The organism is Deltaproteobacteria bacterium, assembly GCA_005879795.1.
Taxonomy (GTDB): domain Bacteria; phylum Desulfobacterota; class Binatia; order DP-6; family DP-6; genus DP-6.
Window position 1 is genome coordinate 1 of sequence record VBKJ01000112.1, and the last position, 13957, is coordinate 13957.

Sequence of the window (13957 nt, forward strand, 5' to 3'; positions counted from 1 at the left end):
CGCTTCCAGCACGAGCTCGGCGTCGACGTCTTCCTGGGCGACGCTCGCTTCACCGGGCCGGACACGGTCGCGGTCGACGGCACGGCGCTTCGCTTCAAGCGCGCCGTGATCGCGACCGGCGCGCGCGCGTCCCACCCGCCCATCCCGGGGCTCGCCGAGGCCGGCTTCCTGACCAACGAGAGCGTCTTCTCGCTGACCGAGCGCCCGGCTGCGCTCGCGGTGATTGGCGCCGGACCGATCGGCTGCGAGCTGGCGCAGGCGTTCCGCCGCCTGGGGTCCGAGGTCGTCCTCTTCGATGCCGCTCCGCACGTCCTCGTCCGCGAGGACGCGGACGCCGCCGAGATCCTGCAGCGGGCCTTCGAGCGCGAAGGCATTCGCCTCGTCCTCTCCTGCGAGCTCCGGCGGGTCACGCGCCGGGGGCGGCGGCGGGTGATCGAGTTCGCGGCGGGGGAGGTCGCGGTCGACGAGATCCTGGTCGGCGCGGGCCGCGCGCCCAACGTCGAGGGCCTCGGCCTCGAGGCGGTCGGCGTCCAGTGGGACACGGCGCGCGGCGTGGTGGTGAACGACCGCCTGCAGACCACGAACCCGCGCATCTACGCCGCGGGCGACGTCTGCATGCAGCACAAGTTCACGCACATGGCCGATGCGGCCGCGCGCATCGTGATCCAGAACACCCTCTTCCTCGGCCGCAAGAAGCTGAGCGCGCTCCACGTCCCCTGGTGCACCTACACCGATCCGGAGATCGCGCACGTCGGGATGTACGAGCGCGACGCCGCGCGGCAGGACATCGCCGTCGACACCTTCGTGACGCCGCTCTCCACCGTCGACCGCGCCATCGCCGACGGCGAGGAGCGGGGTTTCGTCAAGGTGCACGTGAAGAAGGGCACCGACCGCATCCTCGGCGCGACCGTCGTCGCCCGGCACGCGGGCGAGATGCTGAACGAGATCACGCTCGCGATGGTGGGCGGGCTCGGCCTCGGCACGCTCGCCAACGTGATCCATCCCTACCCGACGCAGGCCGAGGCCATCCGCAAGACGGCCGACGCCTACAACCGCACCCGCCTCACGCCGACCGTGAAGAAGGCGTTCCAGCGCTGGCTCGCCTGGACGCGATGATCCTGCGCCGTCGGCTGGCTCGGCCCTCGTCGCGTGTTGTCCCACCGCGTTCCGCCCCACGACGTCGAGCAGCCTGGAAGACCACCACGACGGCCGCTATATTCTGAGGTGATCTTCGGCGAGCCGGGGGACGCCGTTCTCCTCGGCGCCTTCACGCTCGAGGCGCTGGGTCTCTGTCTCGACCCGCTCAAGCGCGAGCTTCTCCCCCTCCCGATGATCCTCGCAGCCTGCGCCCGAGCCGAACGTGGCGCATCACACGCGCCTCATTCGCCCGTCGCGTCGCGGAGTGCGCGCTGCGCCGTGCGCGTCACGACTGTGGTCACGGCCACCGTCGCCGCCAGGCCGAGGACGAGGACGGCGTAGTACGCCGCCCCCTTCTCCACCGCGGCGCCGCTGGCGAGCGCCGTCACGTCGCCGATCAGCTTCCCGGAGTAGACGTAGAGGACCGTCCCCGGGAGCATGCCGACGGAGGCGAGGAAGAAGTCGGCGAAGCGGACGCGCGTGAGCCCGAGGGCGTAGTTGAGCAGGTTGAACGGGAACACCGGCGAGAGGCGGAGGAGGAAGACGATCTTCCGCCCCTCGGCGCCGACGGCGCGGTCGATGGCCGCGAAGCGCGGGTTCGCGGCGATGCGCCGCTCGACGGCGGCGCGGGCGAGGTAGCGTCCGACGAGGAAGGCGGCCGAGGCGCCGAGCGTCGCCGCAACGAAGACGTAGAGCACGCCCTGCACGAGCCCGAAGATGGCGCCGGCGGCGAGCGTCAAGAGCACGCCCGGCACGAAGGCGACGGTTGCCAGCACGTAGCCCGCGATGAACACCACCGGGCCCCAGGCGCCGAGCCCTTTCACCCAGCCCGCGAAGCCGAGCACGTAGCCGCCGGCCTGGCGGCCGAGGACGATCAGCGCCGCGAGCGCCGCGACACCGAGCGCGACGCGCCAGATCGGCCGCGCGCGATGCGGCTGCACGCCCAGGGCATCGGCACTGCCTTCGAGCATGTTGGCCCGCTCGCTGCGATGCCGGGTGTCGGGGCGGAGTTTCACGGGTGGTGGCGCGGCGGAGCTTCCTCCTGGACCGGCCGCAGGTTGTCCGAGGTGCGCCCGTGGTACGCATCGATCGCGGACAGGATCTGGAGATATCCCGGCCAGCCGTAGAACGGGATCAGGCCGAGCCAGAACTTCTTCTGCGGGCAGCGGTCGAAGAACGGGCCCCAGCCCGCGTTGTAGTACTCGCCCAGCCCGGGGTGCGCCACCGACAGCCACGCCGCCTTGCGCGCGTCGCCGAGCGTGCGCGCCCCGGCCGGGACCGCGAGGGCCAGCGTCAACGCGAGCGCCGTCACCGTGCGGGTTCGCATGTGCGCGCCTCCCGAGGAGCGACCGTATCACCGCGCTCGCTCCGCGGCGATGCCCTCCCCCTACCGCGCGCGCGGGACTCGGGTTACAAGAGCCCGGTGCGCGCCCGCCTGCGCGAGCCGAGACGCTTCAAGCACGGCGCCCTCACCGTCCTCCACGACCCCCTCCCGGGCCCGCTGACGGCGATCGCCCTCGTGGTGCGCGCCGGCTCGTGCTTCGACGGGGCGCATCCCGGCATCGCGCACATGACCGAGCACATGCTCTTCCAGGGCACGCGCCGCCTCGACCAGGCGACGCTCAACCGCCGCGCCGCCGAGCTCGGCGGCGAGCACGACGCCGACACCGGCTACGAGGACGTCACGCTGCACTTCGAGGTCTTCAACCAGGACGTGGAGGAGGCGCTCGCGCTCCTCGCCGAACAGTGCTTCCGCAGCACCGTGCCCGTCGACCGCTTCGCCAACGAGCAGCGCGTGGTGATCGACGAGATCCGCGGCCGCCAGGAAGACCCCGCCAACTACGTGCACGAGCACGCCTGGGCGCGCTTCTTCGGCGACGGCCTCGGGCATCCCGTGTGCGGCACGGTGTCGAGCGTCCGGCGCATGACGCGGCAGGCGGTGCGAAGCTTCATCGCGCGCCATTTCGTGCCCGCCAACATGTGCCTCGCGCTGGTGGGCGGGGTGGCGCGCGACACCATCCGGCGCGCGCTCGCGCACACCTTCCCGCGCGGCGCACGCGGCGCCCGCTTGCGGCCGCCCCGTCCCCGTCCGCGCGCGAGCGGGCTCCTCCGGCTCCGGCGCACCGATCTCGCGCAGGCGTACCTCGTGCGGCTCATCGCCGCGCCGCCCACCCCGCGCGAGGTGCTCGCGCTCTCGCTGGCGGTCGAGATCGTGGGCGCCGACCCCGATGCGCGCCTCTTTCAGGAGATCCGCGAGCGCCTCGGGCTCGGCTACGATCTGAGCGCCGGCGTCGAGCACGGGCGCGACTGGGCGGTCGCGGTCCTCTCCGCGAGTGCGGCGCGCGACGAGGAGCGGCGCCTGCGCGAGACCATCGACCGCACCTGCCGCGAGGCCGCCGCCGGCTTCTCGCCGGCCGAGCTCCGCCGCGCGCGCAAGAAGGTACGCTACCGCTTCGCACGCCTCGCCGACTCGCGCCTCGAACGCGCGCTCGCGCACGCCGGCCGCGCGGCCTGCGACCAGCCCTCGCTCGCCGCGACCGAGCGCATGATCGCGCGCCTCAGGCCCGCCGAGGTCGAGGCGGCGTGGCGGCGCGCGCTCATCGCGCCGACCCTCACGGCGGTGCTGCGGGGCTGATGCGCGGCGCGGGCGCGCCCGTCCTCCTGCTCACGCTCGGCGGCCTCGCGGTGGCGGCGGACGCCCCCGTGCCGCTCGGCCCCTGCGGCCCGATCACGCGCACCCACGATGCGCTCGAGGTGCTCGGGGCCCAGCTCCACCACCTGGGCGGCACGCCGCTCGCGCGCCTGGGCCTCCTCGCCTTCCGCGCGGGACGGCCGGTGCCGATCCCTTTCCAGGTGGACGAGCGCCGGGGGCGGAAGCTCGCGCTCCCCGGCGGGCCGGAGCCCACCGCCGACGACAAGCCCGGCGTACTCGATGCCGACGACCTGCTCGTCTTCGCGGCCTGCGACGCGGGCGAGCACGCGAGCGCGGCGGAGCTCGCCCGCGCCCTCGACGAGGCGGGCGCCGGCGCCGCGTGGCGCGAGCTCCGCATCGAGGACCCCGCCGAGCACACGCACGGCTTCGTCTACCTGGTCTCCGCCGAGCGCCCGCCCGCCACCGAGCGTCGCTACGTCGCCTACGCGCCCGAGGGCGACCTGGTCAGGTCGGCGCGCTATCGCGTCGGACTGGTGAACGCGCTGCCCACCTACTTCGTCCTCGCCGCCGGCCCTTCGCCCGGGCCGAACCTGATCGATGGGCTGCGCCTTCGCGCCGAGGCGACGCTGCGCGCCGACCTCGCGCACTGGGCGCTCGACGAGCAACACGGGCACCACGAGCTGATCGCCTGGAAGGCGGGGCCGGTGCGGGTCGTCCGCCGCTCGCGTCACCAGGTCGTGCTCGGGCTCGGCATCCACCTGACGGCCGGCCTCGCGCACACCTACTTCTACCCCGAGCACGTCTACGGGCCGGGCACGCTCAAGCTCCCCTTCTCGCCCGGCATTCTTTTCCGCGACATCACCGCCTACGGCGGCGTCGACGGGCGCGACCTCCGCGGTTGGCGCTACTTCGCCCCCGGGACGCCGCCCGAGGGCTTCGCGGTGGACGGACACATGGACGGGAAGGAGCGCGCCTTCGCCTCGAGCGGCGAGTGGTTCGTGCTCGCGCACGAGCGCGAGGCGCTCCTCTTCGTCACGCGCATGAGCGAGAACCTGCGGCGCGGGATCACGCTCTCGCTCGTCTACCGCGACGACGCGAGCCGGCCGAACCCGCCGGAGGACGCGCCGGGGACCGTGCCGCTCGTTGGCTACCGCGGGCGCGGCATCGAGAAGCTCCCCGGCGGCCGCTACGAGTTCGCGCTCCGCATCTACGCGCTGCCCGGCTACCGGCGCGGCGACGAGCAGCGCCTCCTCGCCCAGCTCGACGCGCCCCTCACGGTCGAGGTGACGGCGGAGAGCCCGCCCGGAGCACGTCCGAATGACGCTCCGGCTGCAGCGAAAACTCCGGTGGCTGCGAGCGGCGTGCTCGCGCGCCCCGGCTCGTTCGCTTCGCATTCGTCGGTCACTCGGGCGGGCTCCCGCCCGCCAGCCGCGCGCGCAGCCGCTCCAACAGGTCCTCGCTCAGGTTCCTGACCGGGAGCCGGTCGCCGCTCGAGAGGTTCGCGATCGTGCCGGCCTCGAGGTTAAGGCGCAGGCGCTGGCCGGTGTGGAAAATCGCGGGCGCATCGACCTCGAGCGGCGGGAGCCCGGCGGCGAGCACGGCCTCGGCGAAGCCGGGCGCGAAGCTGCCGGCGACCACGGCGATCACGCCCGCCGCGGCGAGCGCGCGCGCCGCCTCGCTGCCGCCTGTCCCGCCGCCCAGGTGCTGGCCGGCGACCAGGACGTCGCCCGCGCGGAGCTGCGCGGCCAGCGAGGCGTCGAGGTCGGCGAACAGGCGCCGTGCCGCCTCGCCCGCCGGCAGGCGCGTGAAGCGCGCCGGCAGGATGTCGGCCGCCGCGAGGTCGTCGGCAAAGGCCCAGGCACGGCCGGTCAGGACCGGCAGCCGGACCTCGCTCCGCCCGGCCATGCCTCCTAGGAGTCCACCCGGACGGGTCCTAACGGTTCACGACCAGGCCGAAGGCCCAGCGCGGGCCCGGCCGTACGGTGACGAGGCGTCCGGGATGGCGCAGGATGACGCCTGCCTCGTCCGCGCTGATCGCGCGCCCGAAGATGCGGTAGCGGCCGCGCGCGTCGCGCTGCTCGTTCGCCCAGCACGCCAGCTCCTCGGGCGTCGGCGCGTGTCCGAGCGCGACGGCGCACTGCCGCACCACGAAGCCGAGCATGATCCTGGGCGCCTCCGGCCGCCAGCTCATGCGCCGATCTTTGTCCCAGCTCCGCGCCCGAGGGTCAAGCCGGGGGCCGCTCGATGTCACCCGGGCATCCCGGCGGGCGGCGGCTGTCGCCGCTTGACTTTCGCCCGCCGCCGGCATGTCACACAGGAATGATTCCAGAGTCGCCGCCGCCCGCGGCTGCGGAGCCGAGCGCGCCGCGGAGGGGGCGGAGCTTCGCAACCTTCGACCTGCCCGAGCCGGTCGCGGCCGGCATCCGCGCCGCCGGCTTCACCCACTGCACGCCGATCCAGGAGAAGGTCCTGCCGCTCGCGCTGGCGGGGCGGGACGTCGCCGGGCAGGCGCAGACCGGCACGGGCAAGACCGCCGCCTTCCTGATCACCATCTTCACGCGCCTCCTGGCGCGCGAGCGCCCGGGGCGGCCCGCCGCGCCGCGCGCGCTCGTCATCGCGCCGACGCGCGAGCTGGTGGTGCAGATCGCGAACGACGCGCGGCTCCTCGGCCAGGCCACCCCGTTCGGCATCCAGGCGGTGTACGGGGGCATCGACTACCACAAGCAGCGGAGCGAGCTGCGCGCCGGCGTCGACGTCCTGATCGGCACGCCCGGGCGGCTGATCGACTACTACAAGCAGCGCGTCTTCGACCTCCGCAGCGTGGAGATCCTGGTCATCGACGAGGCCGACCGCATGTTCGACATGGGCTTCATCAAGGACCTGCGCTACCTCCTGCGCCAGCTCCCGCCCTACGACCGCCGCCAGTCGATGCTCTTCTCGGCGACGCTCAGCTACGACGTGATGGAGCTCGCCTACGTGTTCATGAACGACGCCGTGCGGGTCTCGGTCACGCCCGAGCAGGTGACGGCGGAGAAGGTCGAGCACCTCGTCTACCACGTCGCCAAGCACGAGAAGCTCCCGCTCCTGGTCGGCCTCTTGCGGCGCGAGCCCGTCGACATGCGCGTGCTCGTCTTCGTCAACATGCGACGCGCCGCCGAGCGTCTCGTGCGCTACCTCGAGGCGAACGGCTTCGCCGCCGCGGCGATCACCGGCGACGTCGACCAGCGCCGGCGGCTCGCCATCCTGTCCGACTTCAGGGAAGGGCGGCTCCCCATCCTGGTCGCGACCGACGTGGCCTCGCGCGGCCTCCACATCGAGGGCGTGACGCACGTCTTCAACTACGACCTCCCGTTCGACGCCGAGGACTACGTGCACCGCGTCGGGCGCACGGCGCGCGCGGGCGCCTCGGGCCGCGCGGTGAGCCTCGCCTGCGAGGAGTACGTCGACGGCCTGGAGGCGATCGAGCAGTTCATCGGCTTCAAGCTGCCCTGGGAGATCCCCGAGGACGCGATGCTCGCGCACCCGCTGCACCACCCCCCGCGCGAGCGCGGCGAGCACCGCCGGCCCCACGGGCGGCCGCAGCCGCCGCCTCGGGCCGAGGGCGCCCCCAAGCGGCGCCGGCGCCGAGGCCGCCGGGGTGGCGGAGCGCCCCGGCCCGCGTAGCCGAGCAACGCACGCCGAGCGCGCACGGGAACGGCGCGGGGGAACGAGGAGAGGCGGGTGGCTTTGCCGCCCGCCTTCGTGTTAGCGGACGCCGCATGGACACCGTGCGCTTCGAGGTCGCCGACCGGGTCGCCACCATCACGCTCGATCGCCCCGAGCGGAAGAACGCGATGAACCAGCAGATGAAGGACGAGCTGCGCGCCTGCTGGCAGCGCGTCAAGGCAGAGCCGGACATCTGGGCCGCGATCGTGACCGGTGCGGGCGAGGCCTTCTCGAGCGGCGCCGACGTCGAGTCGCTCGCCGGCGGCGGCTTCACCCGGCCCGACCGCTGGCGCGAGCTCGCCATGATCGAGGGCATCCGCGAGCTGCCCACGCCGCGCCGGCAGCTCGTGCACAAGCCGGTGATCGCGGCGGTGAACGGCGTGGTGGCCGGCTTCGCGCTCGATCTGGTGACCGAGGCGGACATCCCGATCGCCTCGGACGGGGCCACCTTCGTCGATCCGCACGTCTCGCTCGGCTACGTCTCCTCGCACGAGATGGTGAACATGGCGCGCCGCGTGCCGGTCGCGGTCTGCCTCCGCATGGCGCTCCTCGGGAGCCGCGAGCGGATGAGCGCCCAGCGCGCCTACGAGGTGGGGCTCGTCACCGAGGTGGTGCCGCACGCGCGTCTCATGGAGCGCGCCCGCGAGCTGGCGGCGATGGTGGTCAGCAACGCGCCGCTCGCGGTGTGGGGGACGAAGATGGGCATCCTCCAGGGGCTCGGCCTCCCCATTCCGCAGGCCGAGGAGATCGCCGCCGGCTACCTCGAGGTGGTCGAGCAGAGCGAGGACCACGCCGAGGGGCCGCGCGCCTTCGTCGCGAAGCGCCCGCCCGCCTGGAAGGCGCGCTAGCAGGAGGCCGCCCCTTCTCGTCCGCCCCCGCGTGACTGTCTCGCCACGGGGCTGGAGGACGGGCCTGGGGCTACCGGGCTCGCCTCGTGGTACAAGGCAGCGCCAGGTGTCCGGGTTTCCGTTGGCTCTCGCGTCGGCCGTCCTCTTCGGGGCCGCGACGCCGGCCGCGAAGATGCTCCTGGCGGACCTGACTGCCTTCCAGCTCGCCGGGCTCCTCTACCTCGGCGGGGCGGTCGGCATCGCGCCACGGGTCCTCTGGCGTCGAGAGCGGCGCCCACCTCTCGACGGCATCACCCGCACCAGGCTCGGGGGCGCTGTCATCCTCGGGGGTGTCGTCGCGCCCGTCCTGCTCCTGTTCGGGCTCCGCGTGGCGCCCGCCGGGTCCGTCTCCCTGCTCCTCAATTTCGAGGTTGCCGCCACCGCCGTCATCGGGGTCCTGCTGTTCGGCGAGGCGCTGGGCGCGCCGGGGTGGCTCGGGGTTGGCGGCGTCATCGTCGCTGGCACCGTCCTTCCCTCGGGGAGCGGCTGGCCCGGTGTCGTCTCCGCCATGCTCGTCGGCGCCGCGTGCATCTGCTGGGGGTTCGACAACAACTTCACCGCACTCATTGACGGCATGAGCCCGAGCGAGACGACTCTCTGGAAGACCGCCATCGCGGGCATGACCAACCTGGTGATGGGCGCCGTGCTCGAACCGCTGCGGGCGCCGCTGCCGGCCATCGCAGCGGCCCTCGGCGTCGGCGCGCTCTCCTACGGGGCGAGCATCGCACTCTACATCTCCGCCGCGCACCAGGCGGGGACGATTCGCGCGCAGTCGGTCTTCGCGGCGGCGCCCTTCTTCGGCGCGGTCGTCTCGTGGGTCGCGCTCCGCGAGCCCGTCGAGTCGATGCAGCTCCTCGCTGGCGGGATCTTCGTCGCCGGCGTCGTCCTCCTGACGTTTGACCGCCACTCCCATGCGCACGCCCACGGGCCGCTCAGCCACGTGCACAGCCACCGCCACGACGATGGCCACCACGCGCACGCCCATCCCGACCTGCCTGCTTCGGCTCGGCACACGCACTGGCACGACCACGCTCCGACCGAGCACGCCCACCCGCACGTTGCCGATCTTCACCACCGGCACGGTCACGGCAGCCGGTAGCTGGGGCACTGTGAAACGGTCGAAGGACGGTGTCCCAATGGAAGGCCGCGGCCGGGGCTTGCGGGAGATACATCTGTTATGTAGTTGAGCTACAACTGATTGTGACCGAGCCCAGCCGCGATCCCAGGTGGCTGCTCCTGATCCACCAGATTCCGCCCAAGCCCGCGTACTTTCGGGTGAAGATCTGGAGACGGCTGCAAGCGGTGGGTGCGGTGGCGATCAAGAACTCCGTGTACGTCGTGCCGAAGACCGACGAGACGCAGGAGGACTTCGAGTGGCTCCTGCGCGAGATCGTCAAGGGCGGCGGCGATGCCTCGATCTGCGAAGCGCGCTTCGTCGAAGGCCTGGAGGACGACCGGGTGGAGGCGCTCTTCAACGCTGCCCGCGAGGCGGACTACCGGCAGATCGCGGAGGAAGTTCGCAGAGTTGGTGAAGCCCTCCCGCGCCGTCCTGAGATTGCTGGAGACCAGCGCACTCACGTCGAGGCAGATGTCGCCCGGTTGAGCCGGCGACTCGCCGACGTGATCGCCATTGACTTCTTCGGCGCGCCGGGTCGGGAGGCAGCCGAGGGCCTGCTCGCCGGTCTCGAGGCGCGGGTGCGTAGTCGAGGAGACGGAGGAACCTCCATCGCCGCAGATCGGATCGAAGACCTTCGTGGCCGCACGTGGGTCACTCGGAAGGGCATCCACATCGATCGGATGGCGAGCGCCTGGCTGATCCGGCGCGTTGTCGACCCGGACGCGCGGTTCAAATTCGTGTCCGGCAAGGGATACCGTCCCGAGGGCAGCGAGCTCCGCTTCGACATGTTCGAGGCCGAGTTCACGCACGAGGGCGATCTCTGCACCTTCGAGGTCCTGCTCGCCCGGCTCGCGATAGACGATCCGGCAATGCGTCCCATCGCCGAGGTCGTCCACGACATCGATCTGAAAGACGGGAAGTTCGGTCGCCCCGAGGCGCCCGGCATCGACCGGCTGATCGCGGGCATCGCCATGGGCCACCGGGATGACGAGTCCCGGCTCGAGCGTGGGTCCGCCGTGTTCGACGACCTCTACGAGTACTTCAGCCGAAAGCGAGGGTGAGAGACATGCGAGGACCATTTACCGCAGACGGCCTTCCAGTCGCCTACGGCTGCTGACTATGGCGTCGGCTACTGTCGAGGCCGAGATCGATGAGGCCGCCGCCGCGGAGCTCGTTCCCTGCACGCTGACCGAGCTGCTTCTCTACTTCCTCCGCCTGGGCACGACCGGCTTCGGCGGACCGATCGCGCTGGTCGGCTACATGCAGCGTGATCTCGTCGAGCAGCGACGCTGGATCTCCAGGCAGGATTACGTCGAGGGTCTCGCGCTCGCCCAGCTCGCACCGGGGCCGCTCGCGGCGCAGCTCGCGATCTACCTCGGGTGGGTCCGCGGGGGCGTGACTGGGGCGACCCTGGTGGGCGTCGCGTTCGTGCTCCCCTCGTTCGTAATGGTGCTCGCGCTCTCGGCGCTCTATCTGCGCTACGGAGGCCTCGCCTGGATGCGGGGGGCGTTCTACGGGATCGGCGCCGCCGTCATCGCGATCATTGCCCGCAGCGCCTACAAGCTGGTTCGGATGACGCTCGCGCGAGATCGGCTCCTCTGGGTGCTCTTCGCCGTGAGTGCTCTCGTCACGGCCTCGACGGAGTCGGAACTCGTCTGGGTCTTCCTCTTGTGCGGCGTCGCGGCGCTCACGGTCAGGATGATGGGCCGACTTCCGCGGCCGCGGGCGGCGCTCGGCCTCGCGCCGCTCTGGTTGGTGACCGGGCTTCATGGGGTGGCGGCTCCCGGCCTCCTGCTCCGGGTGTTCACCTACTTCGCCGAAGCCGGCGCGTTCGTCTTCGGGAGCGGGCTCGCCATCGTGCCGTTCCTCTACGGCGGCGTCGTCGGCGACTTCCACTGGCTCACGGAGCGGCAATTCCTCGACGCCGTGGCCGTCGCGATGATCACGCCCGGCCCGGTCGTCATCACGGTCGCCTTCATCGGCTATCTGGTCGCGGGGCCCGTCGGGGCCGCGCTTGCCGCGCTCGGCGTCTTCCTGCCGTGCTATCTCTTCGTCGTCATCCCCGCCGCCTACTTCCGCCGCTCGGTGAACGACCCGCGGGTGAAGGCGTTCGTCGATGGCGTGACGGCCGCCGCGACCGGGGCGATCGCGGGCGCGGCCTTCGTGCTCGGTCGGCGCTCGCTCGTCGATGTCCCCACCGTGGCCATCGGTTTGGCGACGCTCGCCATCCTCACCTACGTGAAGAAGATCCCCGAGCCGCTCGTCATCCTCGCCGCCGGCCTGACTGGGCTGGGATTGAAGGGCGTCATGGGGCACTGAGCGCAAGGCTGGCGGGGCCTGACGCTCCACGTACCCTCCCGAGCCCGGCCCCGGACCCAGGGACCGTCGACGAGGAGCGCCGCGCCCGAGGACGGGGTACCGGGGTAGAGCCTGAACACGGACGAGCATGCGCCGATCCTGACGAAAATTTCAGGAAGAGTTCAGGAAAGTCCGAGTGGCCCGATGGTTCTCTCGGCGTAGTATCTGATGGTGAGCTTCCCGTGCGCATCCTCGTCGTCGAAGACGAAGCCAAGGTAGCAGGGGCTCTGCAGGAAGGCCTCGAGGCGGAACACTACGAGGTCGTCGTCTCGGCAACGGGCGAGGACGGCTTCTTTCGTGTGAACGCCGAGACATTCGATCTGATCGTGCTCGACCTGATGCTTCCCGGCCGCGACGGCATCGAGATCCTGTCGACCCTGCGGAGACGCGGCCTCGGCACGCCGGTTCTCATCCTGACGGCCAGGGATGCGGTCGAGGACCGGGTGCTCGGGCTCGACAGCGGTGCGGACGACTACCTCGTGAAGCCGTTTGCCTTTCCGGAACTTCTGGCCCGCATCCGTGCCCTCGTGCGCCGCGGTCGGCCCGATCAAATCTTGCGCTTGAAGGCGGCCGACCTCGAGATGGATCTGATCAGCCGACGGGTGACGAGGGGAAGCAGGTCGATCGACCTCACGTCCCGCGAGTTCGAGCTCCTGGAGTACCTGCTGCGTCATCATCAGCAGCTCGTATCGCGGGAGATGCTCGCCCGCGATGTCTGGAAGGAGCCTTCCCGGGCCACGCCCCTCGACAACGTGATCGATGTGCACATCGCCCGTCTGCGGAAGAAGGTCGATCAGGACGTACCGACGAAGCTCATCCACACGGTGCGCGGCGTCGGGTTCGTCCTGCGCGAGGGCGAGCCATGAAGAGCTGGTGGCGCCATCGGAGCATCCGCGTCCGCCTCACGCTCTGGTACGCTGCGGTCCTGAGCGCGGTGCTGGCCCTGTACGCGGGTGGCGTGTTTGCCTTCCTGCGGCACAGCCTCTCCGAAGACCTGGATGGCGGACTCCGTGACGACCACGAGGTTGCGGAGCAGATGCTCGAGCGGACGCCCGCTGGCGGGATCAGCTGGAGAGCCGAGCCGGAGGACGATGGCGACGATGCGGTCGCCGGCCGCTGGCTCGAGGTCCGGAGCCCCGATGGTACGCTGCTGTATGCGAGGCCGTCCGGGGTCCCGGCCGAGCTCCCCGTCAGGCGTCTGAGCGGGCCGTACACCGTCGACGGCCTGCCCGTTGTGATTCAGGTGGCTCGCTCGGAAGAGCCACTCCGTCGGGAGTTGCGCGAGCTCCTCATGATCATGGGTGCGGGGCTTCCCCTCGCGGTCGCGATCGCGGGGATGGGCGGCTACTTCCTCGCGCGACGGGCGCTCGCCCCCGTGAGCCGCATGGCCGACCGCGCACGGACGATCACGGCCGAGCGACTCGGGGAGCGGCTTCCGGTGGAGAATCCGGAGGACGAGCTAGGGCAGCTGGCCGCTGTGTTCAACGATGCGTTCGCCCGGCTCGAGCGGTCTTTTGATCAGCTGCGCCGCTTCACGGCGGATGCCTCGCACGAGCTGCGGACGCCGCTCACGGCGATGCGGAGTGTCGGCGAGGTCGGCCTGCGGGAGCATCGCGGTGCAGCGGCGTATCGCGAGATCATCGGCAGCATGCTCGAGGAGACGGACCGGCTCGGACGGCTGGTGGAAGGGCTTCTCACGCTCTCTCGCGCCGGCGGGGGCAACGTGTTGCTCAAGCGCGAGGGGGTCGATCTCGCCGAGCTGGCCCGTGACGTGGCGGCGCACCTCGGTGTGCTGGCCGAGGAAAAGCGGCAGTCGTTCGCGGTCGAAGCGTCGGGGCCCGTTCCGGCATGGGTGGATCGCGTCGTGATCCGGCAGGCGCTGATCAATCTGGTGGACAACGCCGTCAAGTACACGCCGCCCGGCGGCAGCGTCCGGATCGTCGTACGGGACGGAGCGCCCGGGCCCACCATCGAGGTCGCCGACACCGGGTCTGGCATACCACCGGAACATCGCGACCGCGTGTTCGATCGCTTCTACCGAATCGACAAGGCGCGATCGCGTGATCTCGGTGGGGCGGGCCTCGGGCTGGCCATCGCTCG

13 protein-coding genes are annotated in these 13957 nt (G+C 71.7%); 10 read left to right on the top strand and 3 right to left on the bottom strand.

The window, feature by feature from the left end; genetic code table 11:
- On the top strand, positions 1 to 1116 hold a 1116-nt coding region (locus tag E6J59_06010; GenBank protein TMB21366.1), incomplete at its 5' end, for a mercuric reductase.
- A gap of 263 nt (positions 1117 to 1379) precedes the next feature.
- On the opposite strand, the gene E6J59_06015 is transcribed toward E6J59_06010, so the two are convergent.
- Positions 1380 to 2108: a TVP38/TMEM64 family protein gene (locus E6J59_06015; GenBank protein ID TMB21367.1), complete on the bottom strand. Its 729-nt coding sequence runs from the start codon at positions 2106 to 2108 to the stop codon at positions 1380 to 1382.
- 47 nt (positions 2109 to 2155) lie between these two features.
- Here E6J59_06015 and E6J59_06020 point away from each other — a divergent pair, with 47 nt between their 5' ends.
- Together E6J59_06020 and E6J59_06025 are read left to right on the top strand one after the other, a co-directional pair.
- Positions 2156 to 3772, top strand: a complete 1617-nt coding sequence (locus tag E6J59_06020; GenBank protein ID TMB21368.1) for an insulinase family protein — start codon at positions 2156 to 2158, stop codon at positions 3770 to 3772.
- Positions 3772 to 5262, top strand: a complete 1491-nt coding sequence (locus E6J59_06025) for a hypothetical protein (GenBank protein TMB21369.1) — start codon at positions 3772 to 3774, stop codon at positions 5260 to 5262. The genes E6J59_06020 and E6J59_06025 overlap by 1 nt, the downstream gene beginning before the upstream one ends.
- Here the strand turns inward: E6J59_06025 and leuD are convergent.
- Both leuD and E6J59_06035 read right to left on the bottom strand, forming a co-directional pair.
- Positions 5192 to 5695, bottom strand: a complete 504-nt coding sequence (gene leuD, locus E6J59_06030; GenBank protein ID TMB21370.1) for a 3-isopropylmalate dehydratase small subunit — start codon at positions 5693 to 5695, stop codon at positions 5192 to 5194. The genes E6J59_06025 and leuD overlap by 71 nt on opposite strands.
- A 28-nt stretch (positions 5696 to 5723) precedes the next feature.
- Positions 5724 to 5981, bottom strand: a complete 258-nt coding sequence (locus E6J59_06035; protein TMB21371.1) for a hypothetical protein — start codon at positions 5979 to 5981, stop codon at positions 5724 to 5726.
- Between the two features lie 128 nt (positions 5982 to 6109).
- On the opposite strand from E6J59_06035, the gene E6J59_06040 reads away from it, so the two are divergent.
- The 7 genes from E6J59_06040 to E6J59_06070 form a co-directional block, all read left to right on the top strand.
- Positions 6110 to 7453, top strand: a complete 1344-nt coding sequence (locus E6J59_06040) for a DEAD/DEAH box helicase (GenBank protein ID TMB21372.1) — start codon at positions 6110 to 6112, stop codon at positions 7451 to 7453.
- A 95-nt stretch (positions 7454 to 7548) separates the two neighbouring features.
- Positions 7549 to 8343, top strand: a complete 795-nt coding sequence (locus tag E6J59_06045; protein ID TMB21373.1) for an enoyl-CoA hydratase/isomerase family protein — start codon at positions 7549 to 7551, stop codon at positions 8341 to 8343.
- Between the two features lie 31 nt (positions 8344 to 8374).
- On the top strand, positions 8375 to 9481 hold the full coding sequence (locus E6J59_06050) for a DMT family transporter (protein ID TMB21374.1): 1107 nt from the start codon (positions 8375 to 8377) through the stop codon (positions 9479 to 9481).
- A 131-nt stretch (positions 9482 to 9612) separates the two neighbouring features.
- Entirely contained in the window at positions 9613 to 10560 is a 948-nt protein-coding gene (locus tag E6J59_06055; protein ID TMB21378.1) for a chromate resistance protein, read from the top strand.
- Between the two features lie 58 nt (positions 10561 to 10618).
- Positions 10619 to 11818, top strand: coding sequence for a chromate transporter (locus E6J59_06060; protein TMB21375.1), 1200 nt, complete (start codon positions 10619 to 10621; stop codon positions 11816 to 11818).
- Between the two features lie 221 nt (positions 11819 to 12039).
- A complete protein-coding gene (locus tag E6J59_06065; GenBank protein ID TMB21376.1) occupies positions 12040 to 12723 on the top strand; it encodes a response regulator transcription factor in 684 nt (227 codons plus the stop codon).
- A partial coding sequence (locus tag E6J59_06070; GenBank protein ID TMB21377.1) for a HAMP domain-containing protein occupies positions 12720 to 13957 on the top strand: 1238 nt, incomplete at its 3' end. The genes E6J59_06065 and E6J59_06070, both read left to right, overlap by 4 nt.